Here is a 25290-nt window from a genome sequence, read left to right on the forward strand (position 1 = left end):
GGGGGTGTAGGAGGCGTTAGTGGAGGCGGGCCACGCTGCACACCGCCTCAACGCATGAGCGCGTCGTATTGCGCGTTGCCACGCAGGATACGCACCACCAGTTGTTGCGGCTTGCGTTGGAAGTTGGCGCGCCAGCTGGCCAGGTCGGCGAACTCGCCCACGCTGCTGGCCACGATGACATCGCCGGACACCAGGCCGTTGGCTGCCGCGCGTCCACCGCGTTTGACCTCGCTGACCATCACCCCGGTGATGCCGGACTGACGCAGCGATTCGGGCAGGTCCACGAAGGTGGCGCCACTGAGCCGTGGGTCCAGCATGTCGCCGGTCACCGCGCGATCCTGTTCCTTCAAGGTGGTCTTGAGCTTGAGTGGCTTGCCATCGCGGCGGATATCCAGCGTCACGGCGCTGCCCACCGCCTGCAGGCCCTCGTAGTTGTGCAGGGCTTCGGCGCTGTCCACGCGCTGGTCGTTGGCGCCCACCACCACATCGCCTGGCTGCACGCCGGCAGCGGCAGCGGCGGAGCCGGGCAACACGCGCGTTACCAGCGCGCCGCGCAGCGAATCCACGCCCAGCCCACGCAGCATGTCCTGGGTGAGGTTCTGGGTTTCCAGGCCCAGGGTGCCGCGCACCACCACGCCCTTGGTCACCAATTGCTCGACCACGTTGCGCGCCAGGTTTGACGGAATCGCCAGGCCCAGGCCGATGTTGCCGGCCATGCTGCCTTGCGGGTTGAAGCTGGCGGTGTTGATGCCCACCAGCTGGCCCTGCAGATTCACCAGCGCACCGCCGGAATTGCCCGGGTTGATCGAAGCGTCGGTCTGGATGAAGTTCTGGTAGCCCAGCCCGCGAATCCCGCTGCGCCCCACGGCCGATACGATGCCGGAGGTGACGGTCTGGGTGAACCCGAACGGGTTGCCGATCGCCACCACGAAATCGCCCACGCGCAGCTGATTGCTGTCGGCCAGCTTGATGTCGGTGAGGTTGTCGGCTTTGATGCGGATCAGCGCGATATCGGTATCGGCATCGGAGCCGATGAAGTCGGCCTTGACGGTGCGGCCGTCGCCCAGCGTCACCTGCACATCGTCGGCGTTTTCGATCACGTGGTGGTTGGTCAGCACGTAGCCCTTCTGCGCATCGATGATCACGCCCGAGCCCAGCGACTCGTTGATGCGGTCCTGCGGTACCTGCGGGAACAGCCGGCGCAGGATGGGATCGTCGAAGAACGGGTTGCGGACCCGCACCACCTGCTTGGTGTTGACGCTGACCACTGCCGGCATCGCCTGTTGCAGCATCGGGGCCAATGAAGGCACCGGCTGGCCGGCGACGGCCGCCGGCAACGCGGCCGCCGTCGGCAAGGTGAAGGTCGCATTGCCGCCTGGCGTGGCTTCGGCGCGATTGTCCAGCCAGGCGTTGATGCCGGTAGCGGCGAAGCCGCCGAAGGCGGCGGCCAGGGAAAGCGTCAGCAGGGTGGGAAGCGGTCGCATGGAACGGATTCCGGGTTACGCGGTGAGAAAAGGAATAGGGCGTGGGACTGCGTAAATCAAGCTGAACGAGAGTGCCAGTCGGCAATTTAACTGCCGGTGAAAGCGGCACGCAGCCGAGGGTTGCCCGCGCGTTGACAGCGCGAGGGGCCCGGCGTAGCGTCCGCTTCGTCCGATGCCTGTTCAGCATTCGCATGCTCTCGCGCATCGCCCGCGTTTTCCGCACTGATGCCCTTAAGGAGGGTCTATGAGCAACGGCAATGGTGTGACGACAACCCTGTCCGACGCCGTCGAGAGCGTAAAGAGCACCGCCACCGAACTGACCGACACCCTCGCCAGCACCACCAGCGAAGCGGTGAACAACGTGCAGGAAGCGGCCGGTGCAGCGGTGGAAGAGGTCAAGACGCGTGTTGCCAAGGCACGCAAGGCGGTGGTCACGGCCGAGCAGCGCGTGGTGGAGAAGGCCGGCGAAGCGGCCGGCGCCGTCAAGCGCCGCGTGGCCAAGACCAAGCGCTCGTTGAGTGCGACCAAGGACGCTGCCAAGGACAAGCTGGTGGCCACCAAGGATGCGGCCAAGCAGAAGCTCGTTTCGACCAGGGACGCCGCCAAGCAGACGCTGAGCAACACCAGTGCCGCGGCCAAGAAGAAGATCGCCACCACCAAGGCCGCCACCAGGCAGAAGCTGGAGACCGCCAAGGCCAACGCCAAGGCCGAAGCCGCTGCGTTGACGGCCAAGACCGCAGCCAAGAAAGCGGCGCGCAAGACTGCCGTGGCGGCGGTGGGTGCGCGCACGGCGGCCAAGAAGGCGGCTGCCAAATCCGCGGCGGTGAAAAAGTCGGCGGCCAAGAACCTTGCCAAGAAGGCGCCGGTGGCCAAGCAGACTGCCACCAGGCAGGCTGCGGTCAAGAAAGCGCCGCTGAAGAAGACGGCGACCAAGACGGCCTTGAAGAAGGCGGCCAAGGTGACCAAGACCCCGGCAACGCGTGCAGTGGCCAAGACCACGGCCGCCCGCAAGGCCGTGGGCAAGAAGGTTGCCAAGCGGGTCACGCGCTGAGGCGTCGCGCCATCGGGCGTGTCGCATGCGGTATCGAAAGAGGACCGGCGCTGTTCGCACAGCGCCGGTTTTTTTTGTGGGCGAGGGTGATCCCTGCAATGGACAGGCATCTCCGTAAAGCGCGTTGCTCCGACGGAGCACCAGCCATCGGGTCGTTACCGACGAACTCCTTGCAGCGCGTAGATTCGAAGTGAGCAAGACATGCCGATCGTGCCGTTCTAGCAATGACGCGGCGCGCAGCGCGTACCCTCATCCGCCCCTGCGGGGCACCTTCTCCCGGGGGGAGAAGGGAAGGCGGTGCCCGGTGGCCTATGTGAAGAATCAGCAGCGAAAAGCGCCGACAGCAAGAATAAAAATCAGGGCCCGATCTATCCCTACGGCGCAGTTGCTACACCCCGAATCCCGAATCCCGAATCCCGAATCCCAAATCCCAAATCCCAAATCCCAGCTACTCCACCCCATCAACCAACTGCTCGGCGCCCTTGCGAATCCCTGCCTTTGCCGCGTCATAGGCGCCCAGGCTGGCCTTGATGTTCATGGCACTTGGATACTGCTTTTCGACATAGGCGGCGAGCAGGCGATCGGTCTGCGCGTCGAAGATCTCCACCGCGTAGCTCACCGAGCCGGAGAATGCGCCTTGCTTGCCGCGTGCGGCCTGCACGGCGTTGTAGGAGCCACCGCCCAGGTCCACCTTCATCAAGGTTCCCAGTACGCGTTTGCTGGGCTTTGCGCCGGTCAGGGTCATGCGAATCCGCAAGGTGTCATGATCGGCCAAGGACGTGGGTCGCCAGCGCCGTGCGATGGCATCGCCGAATTGTTGCTGCATGTCGTCGGCGAGCATGCGCTTGTCCTGCTCGGAGACGTTCTCGAACTGCGCATCCGGGCCACGGTAAATGGCGACCGGCTCGACGAGGACGGTGCGGTAGCGCGACCAGTCCACCTCGCGGTGATACGCATACGGCATGCGATTGCCGCGGCTGCCGTCGTGTGGGCGCAGATAGCTGGACGAGGGCAGCTGGCGGTAAGGCACCGGGCCGGTGCTGGCACAGCCGACCAGTGCAAGGCCGGCGAGTGCGAGCGTGCAGCAACGGATGAGGCGCTGGGACATGGTGACGGGCCTGCGATGGCGGAAGTGGAACGGGGTCGGGATGGCGGCTGCGCGCATGCCGGCTTCAATGCAGCAGCGCGCTGGCCAGGGCCAGCGCAAAGGCCAGGCCGGAGGCGGCAAACAACACGCCACGTGTGGCCCAGCGCTGCAGGCGGCGCAGCGTGCGCGCGCTGCGGATATCCGGCAGCGCGCACCAGATGTCGCGGTTGCCGATGCCGGTGCGGCCGCAGCGGAAATCCGCCAATGCTGGTGCATCGCCGACAGTGGCGATCAGGCCGTCGTTTGCCGCGCTGCGCGGCGTCGACAGCCCCGGGGTGGTAGCTGGGCTCGGAGTGGAACGGGGCGAGTACATCATCACCTTGCATCCTGGATGCGTGCGGTGTGTGCACTGTAGGCAGGCAGGTTTGGAAAGTTATTGGATGCGGCCGGCAGACGTGTCGGTGCGCGTGACCGGTCTGGATCCGGCTCACAAAGGTGGCGAGCAGCCGTCAGGTGGGTGCAGACCGCGTGGTGCAGCGCGCGCAGGGGGACCGGGGTGTACGGGTACATGCCGATCCGGGCACCGACCGCGCGCCTGGCGGTGAGCGCAGGGGTCTTGTCAGCCGCTCTTGGGCTGCGGTGGGACGTGGTCGCCGCAAAACACCACGCGCACACAGAAACCACGCCCCTCGTTGCCCTCGCAGGTTTCGATGCTTGCACCGTGCAGGCGTGCGATGCCGGCCACCAGCGATAGCCCGATGCCGCTGCCCTGCACCTCGCTGCCGTGCACACGATAGAACCGCTCGAAGATGGAGGCGCGCGCGGCATCCGGTACGCCGGGGCCGTCATCGCTGACCTGCACGAACGGATGCAGCACCTCGGCGCGCAGGCAATAGCCGCAACTCACTTCCACCAGGCCGTGGCTGCGTCCATAGCGGATGGCGTTGTCGACCAGATTGCGGATCAGGACGCCGACCGCATCCACGTCGCAGCACAGCAGGCAGGGTGCGGCGGCGATGTGCAGATCGATCTGGCGTGCATCGGCCTGCACGCTGAACTCGTCCAGCACATGCGACATCAGTTCGCCCATCTCCACGCGCTGGTACGCCGCCGAGCTGATGCCGGCATCCAGCCGTGCCAGATCCAGCAGCTGCTCGGCCAACCGGTTGCTGCGGCGCGCGGTTTCCAGCAACTGGTGCAGCGCTGCGTCCTTGGCCTGCAAGGTGGGCGCGCGCAATGCCACTTCCGCATAGGCGTGCAGCGCCGAGAGGGGTGTCCGCAGTTCGTGCGCGGCGTCGGCGACGAAGTCGCGCTCGGCCTGTACGGCTTTTTCCACACGCGCCAGCAGGGTGTTGAACGCATCGATCAGTGGGCGGATCTCGTCGGGCACGCGATCCAGCGGGACCGGCTCGGTGTCCAGGCCGGTGCGTTGTGCGATGGCGTCAGACACGCTGCGCAGCGGGTTCAGCGCGGTGCGTACCGCCCACCACACCAGCAGGCCCAGAATGCCCAGCTGCGCAGTATTGAGCGTCATCGCGATCAGGGTCTGCTTGAAGCTGATGCGGGATGAGGCAATGCCGCTGATGGCCTGGGGGTCGGCCTGGGTGGACAGCGCGGCAGGCGTGTCGAAGCGGTGTTGCAGCGTATCGGGCAGCACGCTGACCAATTCGTCGCCAAGCAGGTTGAGTTCCTGCTCGAAGACGCTGTGGTGTCCCTGGGTGACCAGCGCGACCAGGATCCACAGCGAGGTGGACCAGCTCAGCAGGACGATGGCCGCCAGCGCCGCCAGCATGCGCGCCTGCAGGGACTTCATTCCGGTGCCTTGCCGACCATGTAGCCCTGGCCATACACGGTGGAAATGAGGTCCTCGCCAAGTTTGCGCCGCAGCTGGTGCACGTAGACCGCAATCATGTTGCTGCCGCCCTCCGAAGGGCCGCCGTACACGCCTTCTTCCAGCTGGTCCTTGGTGACCACGCGGCCGGCGCGCTCCATCAATGCCAGCAGCAGCCGATACTCGTGCGCGCTCAGCGCCACCCACTTGCCGGCCTTGGTGACCTTGCGGCTGCTCGGGTCCACGCTGACATCGCCCTGGCCGAGCAGCGGTACCACGCGGCCCTGGCTGCGCCGGACGACCGCACGCAGCCGTGCCATCAGCTCGTCGAACTGGAACGGCTTGACCAGGTAGTCGTCGGCGCCGGCATCCAGCCCGCGGATGCGATCGGTGAGCTGGCCGCGTGCGGTCAGCGCAATGACCGGGGTGGCGTCGTAATGGCCGCGCAGGAAGCGGAGCACCATCAGCCCGGATTCGCCGGGCAGGCCGATATCCAGCAGCACCGCGGTGTAGCGGTGGTCCACCAGCGCGGTCTTGGCTGCGCCGGCGCTGTCGACGTGGTCGATGGTCCAGTATTGCTGGCGCACACCCTCGCAGATGGCATTGGCCAGCATGGCGTCGTCTTCGACCAGGAGCAGGTGCATAGAGGTTCCGCCGGGCACTAGGGCCAGTCCGAGATCCGCGCCACTGTCGGAGAGGGGCATTAGGCAAATATTAGTGCATGGCTTGCCACCAGCAGGGCGTGGCCGCGGTGCGGGCACCGGTCGGTCCGTGGCCGTCCAGCGACCGGTGCCGGCGGCTCAGCGTTGCACGATGGCGCGCAGGGCAGCGTCCAGTTGCGTGTACTGGAAGCGAAACCCGGCATCGAGCGCGCGTTGCGGCAGCACCCGCTGGCTGATCAGCAGCAGCTCGGCCATTTCGCCGAACCCCAGCCGCAGCAGCCCGGCCGGCAGCGCCAGCAGCGCCGGGCGATGCAGCACCTTGGCCAGCGTGCGGGCGAACTGCGCATTGGTCACCGGATTGGGTGCGGTGGCGTTGTAGGCGCCGGCCTGCCCGTGCTGCAGCAACCAGAGCAGCAGCGCAACCATGTCGGCGCGGTGGATCCAGCTCATCCAGTGCCGGCCATCGCCGAACGGCCCGCCACCGCCGAAACGAAATGCCGGCAGCATGCGCGCCAGTGCGCCGCCGTCGCGATCCAGCACGATGCCGGTGCGTACCCAGCTCACCCGTGGGCCGAGCGCGCCGATGCGGGCGGCTTCGGCTTCCCAGTCGCGGCATAGCACCGCCGAGAAGTCGTTGCCGGCGCTGTCGGTTTCGGTCAGCGCGGTGTCGCCACGTTCTCCGTAATAGCCCACCGCCGAGCCGGAGATCAGTATCGAGGGGCGTTGCTGCGGCGATTGCGCTGCGATCCAGTCGTGCAGCTGGCGGGTGATGCCCAGCCGCGAGTCGCGGAAGCGCTGCTTGCGTGATTCGGTCCAGCGCCCGGCCGCCAGCGGCTCGCCCGCCAGGTTGATCACCGCTTCGGCCTGCATCCCGTCCAGCGTCGCCACGGCGGTGACGCCGGGAAGGACGCGGCCGGCACGACGCGTATCGCGGGTCAGCACGCTGACTTGGTGGCCGGCATGCAGTAGCGCCGGGCACAGGGCCTGGCCGATGAAACCGGTGCCGCCGGTGATGAGCAAACGCATGTAAGGCTCCTGGGCCGGGTCGAGCGGGCACCATAGGACAGCGCCAGCCCAGGCGCAGTGAAGCTGCGTGGTCGAAGCGATGGCGCTGCAGTGGTCGACGCAACGCCGTGCCGGTGCACAGCGCCGGACGCACCGGTGTATCCCAACGCAAACGCGCCGGACTGGCCGGCGCGCTGCAAGCTGCATGGGTGGCGTCGCTTAGCGCGAGGACGACACCGCGTGGGCGCGCTCGAAGTGAGCCGATACCACGCGGCGGGTCTCTTCCAGGTGCTGCTTGACCGCTGCGCTCTCGGCAGCGGGCAGAAGCTCCGAATCGAGGATCTTGATGGTGTCGCCATGGTCGCTGACCATGGTGCGCATGAAGGCGTTACGGTACGCGTCCTTGCCGTCGGGCAATGTCAGCGTCTTGGCCAGCGCGTCCACGGCAGCCTTGCCCTTGGCACGCATCGCCTGCGCACGCGGGCTGTCCTTGGCGCCCAGCGCCTTGGTCTTTTCGAGGTTGGACTCATGGTCGTGCAGCATCTGTTCGGCGAACTGGGCAGTGGCGCCGCCCAGATCCTGCGCAATGGCCTGCTTGGCCAGTGCAATCTCGTTTTCGTCGATTGCGGCCAGCACGCCCAACGCCCCGCCGTCGCCCTTCGCCAGTTCGGTCGCACCGCTGCCACTGACCGGCGCGGCGGTCGGTTCCGGCGACACCGCCGGTGCGGTGCGCGAGGTGTCGCCACCGGGACGATCGCAGGCGGTCAGGGCCAGCATGGCCAGCAACGATGCAGCAACGAGAGTGGATTTCATGGATGTCCTGGATTGAGTCGGCATTGCCGACGGTGAAATGCAAAGGAGCCGCGATGCGGCTCCGGTGATGTATCGGTCAGGCCCACTGCGGCTGGGCGACCGGAGTAATGCCCATGGGTCTGAGCGGTGTGCGAACTGCATCCTGCGCAGTGCGACACAGGCGCGCCATGCGCGCGGTGCGCTCACGGATGGTGGCGTGCTCGCTGGCAGGCGCGCTGCCCAGCAGGCTGGCGACATGGAAGCCAAGGATCTCCTCCGCGCGGTCGCCCTGGTCGCTGATGATGTGCGGCACCAGCCGCTCCAGTCGCTCCAGCTCCTGCTGCACTTGATACGGGGTCTTCATGACGATCTCCAATGAATAACGGGTCTTGCGTGCTACATGCGGGCTCAACTATTGCGCGCGCCCAGGCGCTGCCAGCAATCGGTTGCCAACTGTTCGTAGTTGGATTGCGTGCTGGACGAAATGAAATGGTGCTCGAGGCGATCGCGGAACAGACGCAGACGTTCCTGGTCGCTCGAGCGCGGCGCCTGCAGATAGATATCGCAGGCCATCTTCACCACCGGGGACAGTTCGCTGAACTTGCCTGCACCCAGGTTGCCCTGCGCATGCCGGGCCTGCCAGTGCGCGATTTCGGCTTGTACATCGATGACGGATGGGTCTCTGCTCATAACTGCGTGCGTTCCGGCGTAAACAAACTTGACCTGCAGGGTAACGACGGGTATGTCAACGGATGATCATCGAACGCAACTATTGCACGCGTGCATGCTTAACTAGTCAGTTTTCCCGGCATGTCTACACACAATGCATGCAGGTCTGCTTAACACCGCAATACATCCTCGCCGTGCGTTACCGATAGCGCAGCGTCTCGCCCAACATGGCCATTCGTGATGGCCGCAGTAGCTGCGGCATGTGTTTCAGTTGCCATCGCGCAATCACTTCTGCGTGCACGCATTGGTGCCGGGGGCGTCGGTGCAGCGCCGCATTTTACGGAAGATTCTGAACCGCTCCACACCTGTGTAACGTCTGATCATTAAGGTATTCAATGACGTTATGGAGAGAGCACTCAGGATGCAGGACAGCGAAAGCAGTCGTCGGAAGCCTCATTACGCCAGCGGAACACCCGAAGCACGTGTGTGGTGGCATGCGTTACTGGAACTTCGCGGGGGGCGTGTGGCCATCAGCCTGATCGTGGTGATCTTGATCGTGATCGGGCTGTATCTGGCATTGAAATAACCGGTCGGACCGATTCGGCCTTCGCAGGCGTGCTTGCTTCAAAGGCATGCCTGAGCAGCAGCATTGGTATCGCCGACATGCGCTGTGCCGCCGGGGGAGAGGTGATGGCGAACCAGCCGTACGTCCAGGTACTGGGGCACACCACGCGCGAGGTGGATGCGCAGGGGCACGAACGTGCCACGCACGCCTGGATCTGCAGCGAGATCGCGCGCCTGTCGGGAATACGCGATGCGGGCCTGGCAAGTGTGAGGACAGCAGAGCAGCGCGGCGATCGCCGCACGCTGCATGTGCCCGACGACACCTTGACGACCGAACAGGCGCATGCGCTTGGCATCCGCGACGCCGACGGGTTGCTGGGCGGCATCGTGCCGCACGCATTCGTGGCGACCAAGGTGATCGGCCACCCGTTGATCAGCGAGAGTGCCGCGCGCGTTGCCGGGTGGGATCAGGCGTTGGCCACGTCGCTGATTCCGGTCACCTTGGTCGGCTATACGGTGTTTTCGCAGGCCGATGCGACGCAGGCATTGGCCCGCTTGCTGCCCGACGGCGACGTGCGTCTGAAACTGCCCACCGGCGTGGGCGGCAGCGGGCAATGGCGAATCGCCGATGCCGCGCACTTGCTGCAGGTGCTGGGCACCTTGCCCGATGCGTACCTGCAAACACACGGCGCGGTGCTGGAGCGCAATATCCTGCAGCCGTTGACGCATAGCGTGGGGGAGTTGTGCGTGGCCGGCATCCGGATCGCCTATCACGGCACGCAGTGCAGCGTGCACAACACCGACGGCGATGAGGTGTATGGTGGATCGTCGCTACAGGTCCACCGTGGATCGCTGGAGGCGCTGCTGTCCACGGCGTTGCAGCCGCTGCACAGGCAAGTGGTCGAGCAGGCATGCCGATATGATCGCCTTGTCGCCGCCGCGTATCCTGGCCTGCACATCTCACGCCGCAACTACGATGTGATGAGTGGTGCAGATACCCACGCCGGGCGGGTCTGCGGTGTGCTCGAGCAATCCTGGCGGATCGGCGGTGCCACGCCGGCCGAGCTGGCGGCGATTGCAAGGTTCCAGGAGCACCCCGAGCTGCGATGGGTTCATGCGTCCACGCACGAAATCTACGCCGGCCAACCGCCGGCGGATGCGCAGGTGTATTACCGTGCAACGCAGCCCGGTAACGGGCCGCGCTACAAGTATCGAAGGACAGTAGCCCACTGATGGAAGCCAAACTTTCCAGCATCGACATTGCGGTCGATCAAGACGTTTTGAGTGGCACCTTGCTGACGCCGGCCGGGATTCCGGCGGTGTTGTTCGTGCATGGGTGGGGCGGCAGCCAGCACCATAACCTGGTGCGCGCACGTGAGGCGGTTGGTCTGGGGTGTATCTGCCTCACTTTCGATCTGCGCGGCCACGAAGGCCATGCAGCGATGCGGCAGACCGTGACGCGCGCGCAGAACCTGCAGGACATCCTTGCCGCCTACGATCAGTTGGCGAGCCTGCCGTACGTGGATCGGCAGTCGATTGCGGTTGTCGGCCTGAGCTATGGCGGCTATCTTTCCGCTTTGTTGACACGCGAACGCCCGGTGGAGTGGCTGGCGTTGCGCTCGCCTGCGCTCTACAAGGATGCGCACTGGGACCAACCCAAGGTGAGCCTCAATGCCGACCCGGAGTTGATGGCCTACCGGCAGCGCGTGCTGACGCCTGGCGACAATATCGCCCTGGCCGCCTGCGCAGCGTACACGGGCGATGTATTGCTGGTGGAAGCGGAGAACGATGTCATCGTGCCGCATCCGGTCCTGCGCAATTATGCCGACGCGTTCGCCAATGCGCGCTCGCTGACATCGCGGGTCATCGCCGGCGCCGACCATGCGCTGAGCGGCAAGGAGCACCAACAGCAGTACACCCGCGCGCTGATCGACTGGCTGACCGAAATGGTGGTGGGGCGCCGAATTGCGCTGGCCAAGGAAGTGGTCGCCGCACGCAAGCAGATGCTGCAGCAGCAGAACAAGACCGCAGCCCCGTCAGGGCAGGATGCGCTTGCATTTCGAGGCGATATCCGCGCAGTGGAAACATCGCCCGATTGAGTCCGTAAGTGCGCACTGGCCTGCAGCTGATCTTTCGTGCAGACCACGATGGCTAGCGGCGGCTGTGGAATGGTCAGACCCGCGCGCCGGCAAGGCATCCGATGAGTGGGAGGTAGTTGCGTCCAGGTGGTCCCGGGTAGCACGTCGTGCTGCTGTGCAGACGCGGGAGCTCACGTCGTCGTTGCGTGTGCGGCGGTTTCAACCATGTGCGCCGAGGATCATTCTCGCATCGGCCCGTTGTATGCACAGACAAGAAAACAACGGGCCCATCGGGCCCGTTGTTGTTGCGGCACCGGCCTGATGCCAGCGATACGCAGCACTGTCTTACATGCGCGGGTCGGTCGGAGTACGGCGTGCCGCATCATCGTGGCGGTCCGAATCGAACGCCTCGCGTACTGCATGCTTGGCCTTCTCCCAGCTCAGGCGCGAATTGGACTTGAAACGGTCCCAGCCGTCGCCCAGGTCGCGTTCCAGATGATCGTCCCACTGCCGTCCGGCGTGCTGCTGGCGCGCCTGCATGCCGTAACGATAAGCAGGGCGATAGTCGTCATAGGAGTAGTCGGTGTCGCGGTAGCTGGCGCTGTCGAAGCGGCCCTCGTAGTGGGTGTCGCCGTCGCGATACACGCTGTGGGTGCGATCGGCGCGATCCCAGGCATCGCGCGCAGCCAGGCGGGCCTCCTCCCATTCCAGGCGCGACTGACCACGGTTATGCGGCCACTCGCCTGCCAGCGTGGCTTCGGTTTCTTCCCAGGTGCTGGTGGGGCGCGTTTCGCGGGCCTGCAGGCCGAATCCGTAGACGGTGGCATAGTCGCGATCGTAGTCGGTGCCCTCTTTGTAGTACGGACGATTGCGATGCTCCTGGCGCCAGTACTCGGTTTCGACCGTCGGGTCCAGGCGCTCGGCGACGCCCTTGCCCGCCGCAGCGCCAGCGACCACGCCCGCCGCAGCACCGATCAACGTGCCCAGGGGACCAAATACCGTTCCCGCAAGCGCGCCCGCTGCCGCGCCGCCCGCGATGCCGCCCACGCCCACACCGACAGGGTGCGCGCCGGGGGTACCGGAAATCGGGTCACGGTTAAGATCGTGCGCTTCTGCCTTGCGTTCCTGCTTGTCGTCACTGGTCATGTCGCCTCCGGGTTGCTCAAGAATGCGTCCTGTGAATGCAGGCACGCGATGTGGCGCCACGATGGCGACGCAAGAGTGAAACGCGCGTGCGTGGAAGTGATTGCCGCCACCACATGACTGAACCATGCAGTGCGTCTGCGGATGAGGTTGCTCTGCCCTGCTGAGAAGGGGCCGCATGCGCGGCCCCGTCCTATCCCTTGATGCAGACCACCTGGCGCAGCGTGTGCAGCACCTCCACCAGGTCCTGTTGTGCGGCCATGACCGCATCGATGGACTTGTACGCTGCCGGCGATTCGTCGATGACCGCCGCGTCCTTGCGGCATTCCACGTGCGCGGTGGCTTCGCGGTGCTGCGCCAGGGTGATCTGCGCCCGTGCAGCGGTTCGGCTCATCACCCGTCCCGCACCGTGGCTGCAGCTGTGGAAGCTCTCCGCATTGCCCAGTCCACGCACGATGTAGCTGCGCGTGCCCATGCTGCCGGGAATGATGCCCAGCTCGCCGGTGCGTGCGCTGACCGCGCCCTTGCGGGTGACCAGCAACTCTTCGCCATGGTGCGTCTCCTTCTGCACGTAGTTGTGGTGGCAGTTGACCGCCAGCTTCTCCAACTGGAACCTGGGCAGACGGTGACGCATCTCCGCCAGCACCCGCGCCATCATCGTCTCGCGATTCTCGCGGGCATAATCCTGCGCCCACGACACCGCTTCGACGTACTCGTCGAATAGCGGCTCGCCTTGCATGAAGAACGCCAGGTCCTTGTCGGGCAGATGAAAGCCCAGCACCCGATGCGCCAGCTGCTCACGCGCACGCTCGATGAAATAGGTGCCGATCAGGTTGCCGGTGCCGCGCGAGCCGCTGTGCAGCATCACCCATACCGCATCGGTCTCGTCCAGGCAGATCTCGATGAAGTGGTTGCCACCGCCCAACGTGCCGATCTGGCACTCCAGCTTGTCGGTACGGATGCGCCGGTGTTGCTGCTTGATCGCATCCAGCCGCTGCACCAGCCCGGACTGCGCGATGCGGGTTTCGATGCTGTCGGGCAGCTTGCGATGCTCGCCGCCGCGGCCGTTGCCCACCGGCACGCTACGCTCGATGCTGGAGCGCAGCTGCGCCAGGTTGTCGGGCAGGTCCTTGGCGCGCAGGGTGGTGCGTACCGCGGCCATGCCGCAGCCGATGTCCACGCCGACCGCGGCCGGGATGATGGCGCCGCGGGTCGGGATCACCGAGCCCACGGTGGCGCCCTTGCCCAGGTGCACGTCGGGCATGACTGCCACCCATGGCCCGACGAACGGCATCGCGGCGATATTGCGCAACTGCGCGTGTGCCTGTTCTTCCAGTGGCACGCCACGCACCCAGCCCTTGATCGGGGTGGTGCTGCCTTCGGCATGCAGCCATTCGAACTGTTGTGAGGTACTCATGGTGTTCATTCCTTTGCGCGGGTGTGCGGCCAGTCCTTTCGCCGCACACCCGCATGACTATCTGAGCGTCACCAACTGCTTCAGCACGCCATCCAGGCCGCCGAACACGGTGAGCTTGTCGATCTTTTCGGTGACCTTTTCCAGCGCCTCCAACTCCTTCAATCGCATCAGCACCGGGCTGTCGTCGATCAGCCTGGCGGTGTTGAGCAGCGAGCGGGTGGCATTGGCCTCCTCGCGACGGCGGATGACATTGGCCTGCGCCTGCTTCTCAGCCTGCACTACGGCGTTGAGGATCTCGCGCATCTCGCCCGGCAGGATCACGTCCTTGACGCCGACGCCGAGCACCTCGATACCGAAGGCAGCGACGCTGCCACGGACATATCCAAAGATATCCGCATCCAGCGAGGCCTTGTCGCCGAGCAGCTCGTCCAGCGTCTTGGCCGAGACCGCACGCCGCAAGCCGTACTGCAGTTCGCGGTACAGGTAGTCGGCGGCCTTGGCCACGCGCGTGCGCATCGCCACCGGATCGGTGACGCGCATGCTGGCGGCCAGGTTGACCCGCAGCGATACCTTGTCGCGCGTCAACAGCTCCTGCCCCGAGACCTCGACCGACTGCACGCGCAGGTCGATCACCTCGGTGGCGACGTTCTTCTGGAAATTCCAGAATGCGTACATCCCCGGTCCGAACGGCGCGAGCAGCTTGCCATCGACGAAGACCAGCCCTTGCGACTCGGCCGGCACCTCCATGCACACCGCCACGCGTGCCAGCGTGCCGAGCTGACGCAACCTGCGCTGCACGACGCTCGGCACCTGCAGGTCCTCGCCCAACGGCAGGGTCTGCAGCTCGACGGCCGCCGCGCCACGCCAGTACAGCGTGCGCGTTCCCGGCGGCAGCACCTCCTCAAGCTTGCCGTTGCGGATCAACAGGCCGACCTGGGCCGGGCCGATGTCGGCCAGCACGAAGTGGTCGGGCAGTGCGGCGCCCAGGGTGTCGATCAACAGATCCGCATCGCGGCCCACGGCCTGACCCGCGTGGCTGTCGTGCACGTGGATCTCGCTGCGCTGCAACGGGTCGAAAAAACGGTACACGCCTGGGCCGAGCACGCGCTCGAACCGACGATTCCGATACACCAGGCCGCGCTCGCCGTCGCCGATCACGACCCTCTTGGTCCAGAACATGACACTTCTCCTTGGGATGGCTCTGGTGGTCCGATCCGGATGTCGAGCCGGTGCGCCGCCCGGATCGGATGGCGGGCGCACGGTGTGCCGATGCAACGCGGCGTTGGAAGGTGGAAACGCCGGTGACGGCGGCAGTGCGGGGCGTACTGCGCTGTTGGCGCCTGCCACTGCATGGCTACGTCGCTGGCGATGCAATGCCAATGACGCAGCGCACGGCAGGGCAGCACGCGTCCAGGGCAGCGGCCCGGCACCGGCGCCGCTGCCGCATGCGGGCAAGCGATGGCTTGCCTGCCCACAGGCGGCATGGGCGTTTCCGTGAGGGACTTGCGTCCCGGTGAATGACCGAACAGGTCACGATGGAGCGGGAGTCGAACCCGCGACAGACAGATTACGAATCTGTTGCTCTAACCGACTGAGCTATCCAGTGGGGGTATTCCGGAATCGAACCGGACCTGCGGATTGCGCCGCCGCTCCTCCAGGAGCCGTACCCGAAACAGAGACATCCGAAAGAGGTCGGTATACGCCACGGCATGGCCGTGCGCACCGGCTGGATGAGAAACTCCAGGCCGCTGACGATCTTCCGCAATGGTTCCGATTACCGTTCTATTCAAACGGCAATGCAATATGTGCATGACCACGTGCCACCCGTGCCCGAAACCAGGGCACAGCGCTTTCGCGCCTCGCGGCATGACGACATCCCTGTCGTCGGGCAATCCCTGCCCGGGTTTCGGATGTGCTCATTCACAGGTTTGAGACGAACGCGCAACGAAAAACGCCCCCGGATGCGGCATCCGAGGGCGTTCGCGTACCTCGGAGATCGGGTGACCGATCTCCTGGAATCAGGACATCAGCCGATAATGGTGTGCATGTCGCGCAGCACCGTGCGCGCAATCGCTGCAGCGCACAGAGCGCCGGGCAGTCGATCGAATTTGGTGGGTTGGCTGGCGTGCATGAAAGTCAGTCGGGTCCGGGTGCAGGCGTTGCTGCGTAGGGCGCGAACATTACCTGCAGGATTTTGCCGATGCAAGTACTTTATGAAAAATAATCGAACTATTTTCTGGAGCATGAGAATCTGTTGCAGATGCCAGGCGCAAACGCATGCGATAGATAATCCAGAAACTGGTATCGGACTGGATTATCTGCAGCACGCCGGCGCGGCTGCACTGCGGCGGCGTATCGCCGCCGCTGCAAGTCAGTGCTTGCGCGGGAGCTGGGTCGGGACAAGGCGGGTGATCCGGCATCACGGCGGGCAGGGTTGAAATGCCGCCATCCCGGGCCAGGCAAAGCGGTCTCACAGCGTTGGCCTGCCGCTGGTGCCACGCCGGGGATGCCCGCGCATTTGCACGACCTTTGGAAATCACCGGCTGGCAGCTGCAACCAGCCGCCAGCGCGTGCTCAGCCGCCGTGCGTGCCCAGCGTGCGCGCGCCGGTCAGGATCATGCGCAGCATCTGCGAGATCTGCTCGATCAGCTCGGGGTCCTTCTCCGGCGGCAGGTCCATCGCCACCGCGCCCATCGCAAACACCAGGCGGGTGATCGCCTTGGACACCAGCGCTGGCGCATGCAAGGTGGCGTTGTCGGCGGCGGCCAGGCGGATCAGATCCACCCGCAGCTCGTCCTCGAAGTAGGTGAGCTCGCGCTCCACCGCCTGCTTGAACGCATCCGAGCCCACCGCGCCTTCGCGCAGCAGCACGTGCAGCAGCTTGTCGTCGGCGCGCAGCTGTTCCATGAAGGCTTCGACCGACACGCGGATGACACTGCGGTCGGTGGAGGTGGCGCGCTGGCGGGCCTGGCCGATGATGGTGCGCAACGAGCGTCCGGCCAGATCGATCAGCGCCACGGCGAGCTCGTCCATGTCGCGGAACTGGCGGTAGAAGCTGTTCGGTGCGATGCCGGCCTCGCGTGCGACCTCGCGCAGGCTCAGCGTGGACAGGCTGCGGTGCGGGCCGATCAGCGACAGCGCCGCGGCAATCAGGTCCTCGCGTGAGATCGCCGGCTTGCGTGACGGCGGCGCGTCGTGGGAAGGCAGGGCGATGGAGGTCATGGGCAACGGCCGGGCGTGGGCCTGAATCATAGCCCTTCCGGCAATATACAAGTGTATACACGGCTGTGCATGCATGCGTATAGTGCCCTCCATGAACCTGGCACCCACTCCCAAGTCCAAGTCCCCGCTACCCGCCCGATTGGCGCGCCGCCTGGTGTCGCCGCAGTTGTTCGACTTCTGGGCCACCCGGATCAACCCGCTGTGGACGCTGGAGCGGCCGATGGCCCGCCTGGTCGAACGCCATGCGGCCAGCCGCGACGCGGTGACCCTGGTCTTGCAGCCCAATGGCCACTGGCAGGGCCTGCAGGCCGGCCAGCATGTCAGCCTGGGCGTGGAGATCGACGGCCGCCGCCTGCTGCGCAGCTACAGCCCGACGGTGCTGGACGACGGCCGCCTGGCGATCACGGTCAAGACCATCCAGGGCGGGCAGGTCAGCGGTTATCTGGCGCACCAGGCCGCGCTGGGCACGGTGGTGTCGCTGGACCCGGCGTTTGGCGACATGCTGTTGCCGGCCACGCCCACGCCGTTGCTGTTACTGGCCGCTGGCTCCGGCATCACGCCGATGCGCGCGCTGCTGCGCGCCGCGGCACAGGCCGGCATGCCGGCCGACATCGACCTGCTGTACTGGGTGCGCGCGCGCGAAGACGCCTGCTTCTTGGACGAATTCCACGCGCTGGCCGCGGCACATCCGCGCCTGCGCGTACGCCTGCTGACCACCCGCGAAGGCGCCGCTCCGGCCGCCCGGGTGGATACCCATGCGCTGGACGAGATCGCCGGGCTGTCCCGCCGCCATGTGATGGCCTGCGGACCGGGCGGATTCGTGCAGGCCGCACGTGCGCGCCTGGAGGGCCGTGTGGCGGCGTTCCAGGCCGAGGCCTTCAGCGTGCCGGCGTTGGAAGAAAGCGAGGCCGGGCAGGTGCAGGTGCAGCTGTCACGCAGCGGCCGTACGCTGAGCCTGTCGCGCGGGCAGTCGCTGCTGGAAGGACTGGAGGCCCAGGGCCTGCGGCCCAAACACGGCTGCCGCATGGGCATCTGCAACAGCTGCGCCTGCGCGCGCCAGGCCGGCACCACGCGCCACCTGCTGACCGGCGAGCGCAGCAACGAACCCACGGCACAGGTTCGCCTGTGCATCAGTGCCCCAAGCACCGACCTGATCCTGGATCTGTAAGGAACCTGCATGAGCCGAGTCCATAACCGCGCCCTGTCCGCTGCCGAGCTGCAATCCTTCGGCGACGAGCTCGATGCCATCCGCGCCCGTGTGCTGAAGCAGGTGGGCGCCGACGATGCGCGCTACATCCGTCGCATCGTGGCCGCGGTGCGCTGGACCGGCGTGTCCGGCCGCGCGCTGCTGTTCCTGGGCGCCTTCGTGCACAGCGTGCTGGTTCCGGCCTGGATCGCCGGCGTGCTGCTGCTGACACTGTCCAAGATCCTGGAGAACATGGAGCTGGGCCACAACGTCATGCACGGCCAGTACGACTGGATGGGCGACCCGCAACTCAACGGCAATACCTACGAGTGGGACATCGTTGCCACCGGCGACAACTGGCGCAAGACGCACAACTTCAAGCACCACACCTACACCAATGTGCGCGGCATGGACGACGACATCGGCTACGGCCTGCTACGGATCTTTCCCGAGCAGCGCTGGCGCCCGTTCTACCTGCTGCAGCCGTTCATCGCGGTGGTGTTCGCACTGCTGTTCGAATGGGGCGTGGCGATCCAGGACCTGCGCCTGGGCCGCTGGTTCGCCGGCAAGATGAAGGCCGCCGAGTTGCGCGCCTCGTTCCTGCCGGTCGGCCGCAAGATGGGCCGCCAGATGCTCAAGGACTACATCGTGTTCCCGGCGCTGGCGGGGCCGTTCTTCCTGACCGTGCTGCTGGGCAACCTGGCCGCCAACGTATTGCGCAGCATCTGGACCTTCGTGATCATCTTCTGCGGGCATTTCACCGCCGATGCGGAAGTGTTCCCAAAGGAATCGATCCGCAACGAATCGCGCGGCCATTGGTATCTGCGCCAGCTGCGCGGCTCGTCGAACCTGACCGGCGGCAAGCTGATGAACGTGCTGTCGGGCAATCTGAGTCATCAGATCGAGCATCACTTCTATCCGGACCTGCCGGCCAACCGGTATGCGCAGATTGCCTTGGAGGTGAAGCAGATCTGTGCGCGTTACGGCCAGCACTACAACACCGGCTCGCTGCCGCGGCAGTTCGGGCAGGTGATGTGGCGCATCGTGCGGCATGCGTTCCCGAGCCGGCCCAAGCCGGTACGCGAGCGCAGCGGGGCGCTGCAGGGCGCGTGATCCAACAAGAAAGGCCGCCACTGGCGGCCTTTTTCTTGGAGTGGAGCGTGTCCGGAATGCTGGTGTACGGATCGTTTGCTGACGGCGCCGAACCCGGGTTGCCGGCACGCAGCACGCGACGAGGATGCAGTCGCCGATGCTGCGGTAACGCTGGCGCGGCATGCGCATGCTCCATGCGGCGTGCCAATCCCCAATCACCAACTGCCCATGGCCAGGCAGCCAAGCAGCCTGGCAACCACAGGGCCAGGCAGCAGGGTGACGAATCGGACGACTCAGCGCGCCGAGTTGCGCGCCTGTGCCTGATAGGCGATGAAGCCGATGGCCGGCAGCGCGCGCGAGAACAGCCAGCCCTGCGCCAGGTCCACGCCGTGTGCGCGCAGGTAATCCAGCTGTTCCTGCCGTTCGACCCCTTCGGCGATGGTGCGCAGCTGCAGCGTCTTGGCCATCTCGATGATGTGCGCGGTGACCGAGCTGGTGGCCGAGTGCGTGCCGATGGTGTCCACGAACGATTTGTCGATCTTCAAGGCATCCAGCGGCAGGCCTTGCAGATACTGCAGGCTGGAATAGCCAGTGCCGAAGTCGTCGATGGACACGGTGTGGCCGGCGCCGCGCAGGTGGGTGATGGTGGTGCGCGCGGCATCGATGTCCATCAGGCTGCGTTCGGTCGCCTCCACCCAGACCTGCCCGCTGTCCACGCCGGTGCCCCGCAGCGCGTCGGCCAGCACCGACTGCACGCGGCCGCTCTTGATGTCCTCGGCCGAGACGTTGATGGCTACATGCAGCGACGGTTCGGCGGCCAGGGTGGGGCCAAGATCGCGGATGACCTCGGCCACCACCAGATCGGTGATCGGCAGGATCAGGCCGCTTTCTTCGGCCAGTGGAATGAAGGCATCCGGCGGCACCAGCACGCCATCGGGCTGCTGCCAGCGCACCAGTGCCTCGGCACCGACGCAGCGGCCGCTGTCGAGCGCGATGATCGGTTGGTAATGCACGACGAATTCACCGCGCTGCACCGCGATTTCCAGCCGTGCCAGCGGCGACAACCGTCGCCGCGAGACCCACAGCACCAGGGCGACCAGCAGCACGGCCAGCGCAATGCCGACCGGCACCACCTGCAGCCGCGCGGCCGCCAGCGGCCCGCGCAGGTAGGCGACCGGTTCGGTGACCACCGCGGCCCAGTCGCCCCGGCGTCCTCGCCCGGACAGCACCTGCGCCTGCCCGGACGTGCGGGTGGCGTCGTCGGCCAGCGGCGCCACCAGCAACTGTTCGGCTGCGGTGCCGGTGCTGCTGAGCAGCCGCCCATCCGGCGTGCCGATCGCCAGCTGCAGGCCGGGCGGGATATTGATGTCGGCCAGCATGTTCGGATTGATCAGGACGTTGTAGTCGTCCAGCTGCAGCGCCATCAGCGGATGTTGCGGGTTGGCCAGCGGCAGCAGCCGCGTGGTAACCGCAATGCCACGCTTGACCACGAAATCCGGGCGGCTCTGCGCAATGCTCTTGGGCAACAGCCCCCATGAGGTGCAACGCAACCGCCCCTGTCGGAAATACCCCAGCTCGACGATGTAATGGCTGGTCAGCACCAAGGCGCGCATCTGCGCCAGGTGGGCCGGCGAGCAGGGTGTCAGCCTGGAGGCGGCCATGCTCAGCAGGGCGCCATGCGCCTCGTCGAAAGCCGTTTCGGTGCGCCGGATCGACAGCGCAGCCAGTTGGCTGAGCCTGCCTTCCTCGCGCGACAGCGCCAGCCGCCAGGCCAGGTAGTACGACAGACCGATTGGAAGCGTTGCGCACACCACCACCAGCAGCACGGTCAGGCTGATGATGCGTTGGCGCTTCACGTCACCACCCGCATCGGAATGGGGGCCAGCTCATGCATGCAGCCCGACGCGCAGCGCACGCTGCGGCGCCATCGGAGCGGGTGCCACAGCCGCATCTTTGCGCCGACGGACGCGCCGCGCTGACGTGATGTGGACCACAGAAGGGGACGGATGAGGCTGCACGTCGCGAATGTACGACACACGCGTGCATTGCGCGCGTCCGCCGAGCGAAGTGGATGCGATTTTCTGCCGAGCGGGCGCTGCCCGCAGTCCGGGCCGTTGTGCTGCAGGGATTCACGCGCCTGCACGCAAGGGCGCGCTAAGGTCGTTGCGTCTGCGCTCGCCCATGCGGGCCGCAGGACCAGCCGGTCCGCGGCAAGGCGCTCTCACCGGAGGACTGATCCATGACAACGCAGAAAGAACGTGTCGGCGGCACCGATGCAGTGCCGATCTTCAAGATGCAGGAAACCACGCGCGATGGCGAACTGATCAAGTACGTGGTCGGCGACACCGGCGTGGCGTTCGACAGCCTGGAAGGCGCGCAGGCCGCGGCCAAGGATCTGGGTACGCTCAACGGGTAACTGGCCTTGGCGAGTTGCCGGCCGCGGGTCGTTGCTGGAAGGGCCTGCTGTTAGCGACTTGCAGGTCTGGTGCTGCCGGGTCGCGGAGCGCGCTGCGGTTGGGTTCGTCGTAGCGCCGCTCGCGCCGTGGCGGCTTGTCCAGCGTCTTGATCATTCACGGCGAGCGGGGGGGGTTATGCAGGGGGGCGGCCGGCGTTGGCGCCTGCAGCCCCCCTGTTCGAAATAGCGGCAACGCTGCAGGTCAGGGCAATGGCTGCTCGGTCAGCCGTCCGGTATGTGGGGTGTGGATCAGCGGCGCCAGATCGAAACCCTGTTCGCGTGCATGCGCCAGGTACGCCTGGGCGATGTTCTCGTCCAGTTGCGGCAGCCGCGCCAGCAGCCACAGATACTTGCGGTCGGGGCTGCCGACCAGGGCCGCGGTGTAGTCGGCATCGATGCGCATCACCCAATAGTCGCCCTTGGTGAAGGGAATCCAGCGCAGCCCCTCGGGCAGGAAGGTCACCTCCAGGCGGCCATGGCTGTCGTCGATGGGGCGTGCCTGGCCGATGGCTTCCTCCAGCTCGCCGGCCACGCTCAGGCAGCGGTTCTGCACGCGCACCGTGCCGTCGTCCTGCAGCGCGTAATGCGCCGACACGTCGGTACAGTCCGCATCCTCGAAACGGATCGGCAGCCGGGCGATCTCGTACCAGGTGCCCAGATAGCGGTTCAGATCCAGCGACGGGACGGTGGATAACTCGGGAAGTCGGCTCATGACGGCCTCGCTGCACAGGGACGCTGACGTTGTACGTGCAGCGCCATGAAGTGGATGTTGCGGACTGGCGCCTGACGGTGCGGCGCGCCCTGGAATGCAGCGCGAGGTACTACTGCGGTGATTGGCTTGGATGGCGCAGGAGCCGGCGCGATCATCGCAGCGCGCACGCGCCCGAAGCAGCCGCTGCGTTGTAGCGCAGTGCGCGCCGCCGCCGTCTTGGCATCGGTCTGCGCGACTAGGCCGCGCTGGCGGTGCCGAGTGCGCGATCCAGCTTGCGGTAGCCGATCGCTTCGGTGAGGTGACCGGAGGCAATCGCCACACTGTCGTCCAGGTCGGCGATGGTGCGCGCCACGCGCAGGATGCGGTGCATCGAACGCGCGGACAGCTGCAGGTGCTCGATCGCGCGCTCCAGCAGCACCTGGTCCTCGCCTTGCAGCCGGCAGTGGCGGTCGGTGTCGGGCTGATCGAGCTGTGCGTTGGGCAGGGCGCCACGCGCGAGCTGGCGCTGCCGCGCGGCGACCACGCGGGCACGCACGCTGGCGCTGTCTTCGCCCGGGGTGCCGCTACGCAGTGCCTGCGCCGGCAGCCGCGGCACTTCCACATGCAGGTCGATGCGGTCCAGCAGCGGCCCGGAAATGCGGCTACGGTAACGGCGGATGCTGTCGCTGCTGCAGCGGCACCGCCCGCTGCCATCGCCGGCCCAGCCGCAGGGGCAGGGATTCATGGCCGCGACCAACTGGAAGCGTGCCGGAAAATCCACGCTGCGCGCCGCGCGCGAGATCGTGACCAGGCCCGATTCCAGCGGCTCGCGCAGCACTTCCAGGGTCTGCCGTTGCCACTCGGGTAGTTCGTCCAGGAACAGCACGCCGTTGTGCGCCAGCGAAATCTCGCCGGGGCGCGGGTGCGTGCCGCCGCCGACCAGGGCAACTGCACTGGCGGTGTGGTGCGGAGACCGGTAGGGCCGCTGGCGCCAGCGGGCCAGATCCAGCCCACGGCCGCTGACCGAGGTGATGGCGGCCGTTTCCAGTGCTTCGGCTTCGCTGGCGTCCGGCAGCAGGCCGGGCAGGCGCGAGGCCAGCAAGGTCTTGCCGCATCCGGGGCTGCCGACCAGCAGCAGGTGGTGCCCTCCGGCGGCGGCGATCTCCAGCGCGCGGCGCGCATGCGGTTGCCCGCGCACGTCGGCCATATCCGGTAGCGCACGTGCGCCGAGCGTGGCGACCGCCAGTTCCGCGGCGGGCGCCGGCTGGGTGCCATTGAGGGCGGCGCAGACCTCCAGCAGGGTCCGCGCAGTGAAGGCCTGGACATGCCCGGCGATGGCTGCCTCGGCGCCATTGGTCAGCGGCACGATCAGCCGTCGCCCCGCCTGGGCGGCGGCCAGGGCGGCCGGCAGCACGCCGTCGACCCCACGCAGCTCGCCGGTCAGCGCCAGCTCGCCCAGAAACTCATACTCGGCCAGTGCCTGCCGGTCGATCTGCCCGCTGGCGGCCAGGATGCCAAGCGCGATCGGCAGGTCGAAGCGGCCGCCTTCCTTGGGGAGATCCGCAGGCGCCAGGTTGATGGTGATGCGCCTGGCCGGAAATTCGAACTGCGCGCAGAGCAACGCCGCACGTACGCGCTCGCGCGACTCGCGCACCGCCGCTTCGGGCAGGCCCACGATCTGGGTGGAGGGAAGACCGCCGGACAGATGCACCTCCACCCGAACCTCAGGCGCGTGCACCCCCACGCGGGCACGGCTGTGCACCAGCGCCAGACTCACGGGGGAAGGCTCGGGTCAGGGGGTATCGGAACCGGGCACCGCGCTGGGCGGCGTGCCGGTTGCGCGTGCTTCCAGGGCGGCCACCGCCTGCTCCAGCGCGTCGAGTTTTTCGCGTGTGCGCAGCAGCACGGCGCGCTGCACGTCGAACTCCTCGCGGGTGACCAGGTCCAGCTTGCCCAGGCCGGCCTGCAAGGCGCCCTTGAAGGTGCTCTGCAGCTCTTCGCGCGATTGGCGCAAGCCTGGCGGCACCAGGTCGCTGAGGCGGCGGGCGAGGTCGTCGAGCTGATTGAAATCGATCATGGTGGTCTCCGCAGGTCCGTAGGAAGCCTAGTGCAGGCCGGGACACGCGGAACATCGGCAAGGCAGTCGGCAGGCGGTAAGGATAGTCCCATTCGCCTGTCGTCCGCGGTGACGGTCGCCGGCATGGATGAGTGTTGCAGCCGTCCACGGTATGCTGCGCGCCCGTCATGCCCTGGGATTTGTACCAATGAAAATGATCATGGCCATCGTCAAACCGTTCAAGCTCGACGATGTGCGCGAAGCGCTCGCCGGCTGTGGGGTGGCGGGCATCACGGTGACCGAGGTCAAGGGCTTCGGCCGGCAGAAGGGTCACACCGAGCTGTATCGCGGCGCCGAGTACGTGGTCGATTTTCTGCCCAAGGTGAAGATCGAAGTGGCGGTAACCGACGACCAGGCCGAGCGTGTGGTCGAAGCCATCGTGGCTGCAGCCGGCACCGGCAAGATCGGCGACGGCAAGGTGTTCGTCTACGACCTGGGCAGCGTGGTGCGCATCCGCACCGGTGAGCTGGACAGCGACGCGCTGTAGGTCGCCAGAGCGCCCTGCGTATCTGTGCGCTGGAGTGATGCAGTGCTGCGAATGGCGATGGCGAGCGCTTGATGGGTGAGGTTTGCGCCGCCGCGCTGCCAGGCCGGGCGCTGTTGACCAATCAAGGACGTAGGCGACGATGCACCGCTCATAATGCTTCGCGCCCGTTGCGCCCGTCCCTTGCGCTCAGATGCGGTGCCTCCACTCTGCAGCTGACGTGCGCGCGCCCCTAAGAAAGGCGTGTCCTGTGCCTGCATC

The 25290-nt window shown here is 66.4% G+C and carries 25 protein-coding genes and 1 other RNA gene; 7 read left to right on the forward strand and 19 right to left on the reverse strand.

Annotation, left to right across the window (positions count from 1 at the left end; all coding sequences use genetic code 11):
* Positions 1–47: 47 nt before the first annotated feature.
* Positions 48–1484, reverse strand: coding sequence for a Do family serine endopeptidase (locus tag ACCQ05_RS01955; protein WP_228962627.1), 1437 nt, complete (start codon positions 1482–1484; stop codon positions 48–50).
* Positions 1485–1728: 244 nt separating this feature from the next.
* Here ACCQ05_RS01955 and ACCQ05_RS01960 point away from each other — a divergent pair, with 244 nt between their 5' ends.
* Positions 1729–2535: a histidine biosynthesis protein HisIE gene (locus ACCQ05_RS01960; protein WP_372392761.1), complete on the forward strand. Its 807-nt coding sequence runs from the start codon at positions 1729–1731 to the stop codon at positions 2533–2535.
* A gap of 448 nt (positions 2536–2983) precedes the next feature.
* Here the strand turns inward: ACCQ05_RS01960 and ACCQ05_RS01965 are convergent, their stop codons facing one another.
* The 9 genes from ACCQ05_RS01965 to ACCQ05_RS02005 form a co-directional block, all read right to left on the reverse strand.
* The gene (locus ACCQ05_RS01965; RefSeq protein WP_372392763.1) at positions 2984–3643 is read right to left on the reverse strand and encodes a DUF3313 domain-containing protein; all 660 of its coding nucleotides are present in this window, start codon (positions 3641–3643) and stop codon (positions 2984–2986) included.
* Between the two features lie 64 nt (positions 3644–3707).
* Positions 3708–3998, reverse strand: coding sequence for a hypothetical protein (locus ACCQ05_RS01970; protein ID WP_372392764.1), 291 nt, complete (start codon positions 3996–3998; stop codon positions 3708–3710).
* Between the two features lie 108 nt (positions 3999–4106).
* Positions 4107–4192, reverse strand: a non-coding RNA gene (locus ACCQ05_RS01975) — sX9 sRNA.
* Between the two features lie 49 nt (positions 4193–4241).
* A complete protein-coding gene (locus ACCQ05_RS01980; RefSeq protein ID WP_372392765.1) occupies positions 4242–5435 on the reverse strand; it encodes an ATP-binding protein in 1194 nt (397 codons plus the stop codon).
* Positions 5432–6097, reverse strand: coding sequence for a response regulator transcription factor (locus tag ACCQ05_RS01985; protein ID WP_372392766.1), 666 nt, complete (start codon positions 6095–6097; stop codon positions 5432–5434). The genes ACCQ05_RS01980 and ACCQ05_RS01985 overlap by 4 nt, the downstream gene beginning before the upstream one ends.
* A gap of 156 nt (positions 6098–6253) precedes the next feature.
* On the reverse strand, positions 6254–7141 hold the full coding sequence (locus ACCQ05_RS01990; protein WP_372392767.1) for a TIGR01777 family oxidoreductase: 888 nt from the start codon (positions 7139–7141) through the stop codon (positions 6254–6256).
* A gap of 198 nt (positions 7142–7339) precedes the next feature.
* Positions 7340–7933 carry a DUF4142 domain-containing protein gene (locus tag ACCQ05_RS01995; RefSeq protein ID WP_228962620.1) on the reverse strand — a complete coding sequence of 198 codons (594 nt, stop codon included), beginning with the start codon at positions 7931–7933 and terminating at the stop codon, positions 7340–7342.
* Between the two features lie 76 nt (positions 7934–8009).
* Positions 8010–8276: a hypothetical protein gene (locus ACCQ05_RS02000; protein WP_372392768.1), complete on the reverse strand. Its 267-nt coding sequence runs from the start codon at positions 8274–8276 to the stop codon at positions 8010–8012.
* A 44-nt stretch (positions 8277–8320) separates the two neighbouring features.
* Positions 8321–8602, reverse strand: a complete 282-nt coding sequence (locus ACCQ05_RS02005; protein WP_003486531.1) for a hypothetical protein — start codon at positions 8600–8602, stop codon at positions 8321–8323.
* Between the two features lie 669 nt (positions 8603–9271).
* Here ACCQ05_RS02005 and ACCQ05_RS02010 point away from each other — a divergent pair.
* Together ACCQ05_RS02010 and ACCQ05_RS02015 are read left to right on the forward strand one after the other, a co-directional pair.
* Positions 9272–10378, forward strand: coding sequence for a DUF3182 family protein (locus tag ACCQ05_RS02010; protein WP_372392769.1), 1107 nt, complete (start codon positions 9272–9274; stop codon positions 10376–10378).
* On the forward strand, positions 10378–11244 hold the full coding sequence (locus tag ACCQ05_RS02015; RefSeq protein WP_372392770.1) for an alpha/beta hydrolase family protein: 867 nt from the start codon (positions 10378–10380) through the stop codon (positions 11242–11244). Before ACCQ05_RS02010 ends, ACCQ05_RS02015 begins: the two co-directional genes overlap by 1 nt.
* A gap of 324 nt (positions 11245–11568) precedes the next feature.
* On the opposite strand, the gene ACCQ05_RS02020 is transcribed toward ACCQ05_RS02015, so the two are convergent.
* From ACCQ05_RS02020 to fabR, 5 genes are all read right to left on the reverse strand, one after another.
* A complete protein-coding gene (locus tag ACCQ05_RS02020; RefSeq protein WP_372392771.1) occupies positions 11569–12369 on the reverse strand; it encodes a hypothetical protein in 801 nt (266 codons plus the stop codon).
* A 190-nt stretch (positions 12370–12559) separates the two neighbouring features.
* Positions 12560–13783, reverse strand: a complete 1224-nt coding sequence (locus tag ACCQ05_RS02025; RefSeq protein WP_372392772.1) for an RtcB family protein — start codon at positions 13781–13783, stop codon at positions 12560–12562.
* A gap of 57 nt (positions 13784–13840) precedes the next feature.
* Entirely contained in the window at positions 13841–14962 is a 1122-nt protein-coding gene (locus ACCQ05_RS02030) for a slipin family protein (RefSeq protein WP_372392773.1), read from the reverse strand.
* 847 nt (positions 14963–15809) lie between these two features.
* Complete coding sequence (locus tag ACCQ05_RS02035; protein WP_372392775.1) at positions 15810–16028, reverse strand: hypothetical protein; 219 nt, start codon at positions 16026–16028, stop codon at positions 15810–15812.
* 329 nt (positions 16029–16357) lie between these two features.
* Positions 16358–17005, reverse strand: a complete 648-nt coding sequence (fabR, locus tag ACCQ05_RS02040) for an HTH-type transcriptional repressor FabR (RefSeq protein ID WP_228962614.1) — start codon at positions 17003–17005, stop codon at positions 16358–16360.
* A 91-nt stretch (positions 17006–17096) separates the two neighbouring features.
* Here fabR and ACCQ05_RS02045 point away from each other — a divergent pair, with 91 nt between their 5' ends.
* Together ACCQ05_RS02045 and ACCQ05_RS02050 are read left to right on the forward strand one after the other, a co-directional pair.
* A complete protein-coding gene (locus ACCQ05_RS02045) occupies positions 17097–18173 on the forward strand; it encodes a ferredoxin reductase (protein WP_372392777.1) in 1077 nt (358 codons plus the stop codon).
* 9 nt (positions 18174–18182) lie between these two features.
* A complete protein-coding gene (locus tag ACCQ05_RS02050; RefSeq protein ID WP_228962612.1) occupies positions 18183–19304 on the forward strand; it encodes a fatty acid desaturase family protein in 1122 nt (373 codons plus the stop codon).
* 272 nt (positions 19305–19576) lie between these two features.
* Here the strand turns inward: ACCQ05_RS02050 and ACCQ05_RS02055 are convergent, their stop codons facing one another.
* Positions 19577–21139, reverse strand: coding sequence for an EAL domain-containing protein (locus ACCQ05_RS02055; RefSeq protein WP_228962611.1), 1563 nt, complete (start codon positions 21137–21139; stop codon positions 19577–19579).
* A gap of 383 nt (positions 21140–21522) precedes the next feature.
* Between ACCQ05_RS02055 and ACCQ05_RS02060 the strand changes: the two genes are divergently transcribed.
* Positions 21523–21699 (forward strand): hypothetical protein, encoded by a 177-nt coding sequence (locus ACCQ05_RS02060; RefSeq protein WP_064507700.1) that lies wholly within the window; start codon positions 21523–21525, stop codon positions 21697–21699.
* Between the two features lie 241 nt (positions 21700–21940).
* Here the strand turns inward: ACCQ05_RS02060 and ACCQ05_RS02065 are convergent, their stop codons facing one another.
* From ACCQ05_RS02065 to ubiK, 3 genes are all read right to left on the reverse strand, one after another.
* On the reverse strand, positions 21941–22450 hold the full coding sequence (locus ACCQ05_RS02065) for a lipocalin family protein (RefSeq protein WP_372392778.1): 510 nt from the start codon (positions 22448–22450) through the stop codon (positions 21941–21943).
* Between the two features lie 235 nt (positions 22451–22685).
* Positions 22686–24206, reverse strand: coding sequence for a YifB family Mg chelatase-like AAA ATPase (locus tag ACCQ05_RS02070; RefSeq protein ID WP_372392779.1), 1521 nt, complete (start codon positions 24204–24206; stop codon positions 22686–22688).
* Between the two features lie 15 nt (positions 24207–24221).
* Entirely contained in the window at positions 24222–24506 is a 285-nt protein-coding gene (gene ubiK, locus ACCQ05_RS02075; protein WP_372392780.1) for a ubiquinone biosynthesis accessory factor UbiK, read from the reverse strand.
* 151 nt (positions 24507–24657) lie between these two features.
* Between ubiK and ACCQ05_RS02080 the strand changes: the two genes are divergently transcribed.
* Positions 24658–25032 carry a P-II family nitrogen regulator gene (locus tag ACCQ05_RS02080; RefSeq protein WP_029221489.1) on the forward strand — a complete coding sequence of 125 codons (375 nt, stop codon included), beginning with the start codon at positions 24658–24660 and terminating at the stop codon, positions 25030–25032.
* Positions 25033–25290: the final 258 nt, after the last annotated feature.

Origin of the sequence: Xanthomonas sp. NCPPB 3582 (assembly GCF_041475735.2) — a bacterium.
GTDB lineage: Bacteria > Pseudomonadota > Gammaproteobacteria > Xanthomonadales > Xanthomonadaceae > Xanthomonas > Xanthomonas codiaei.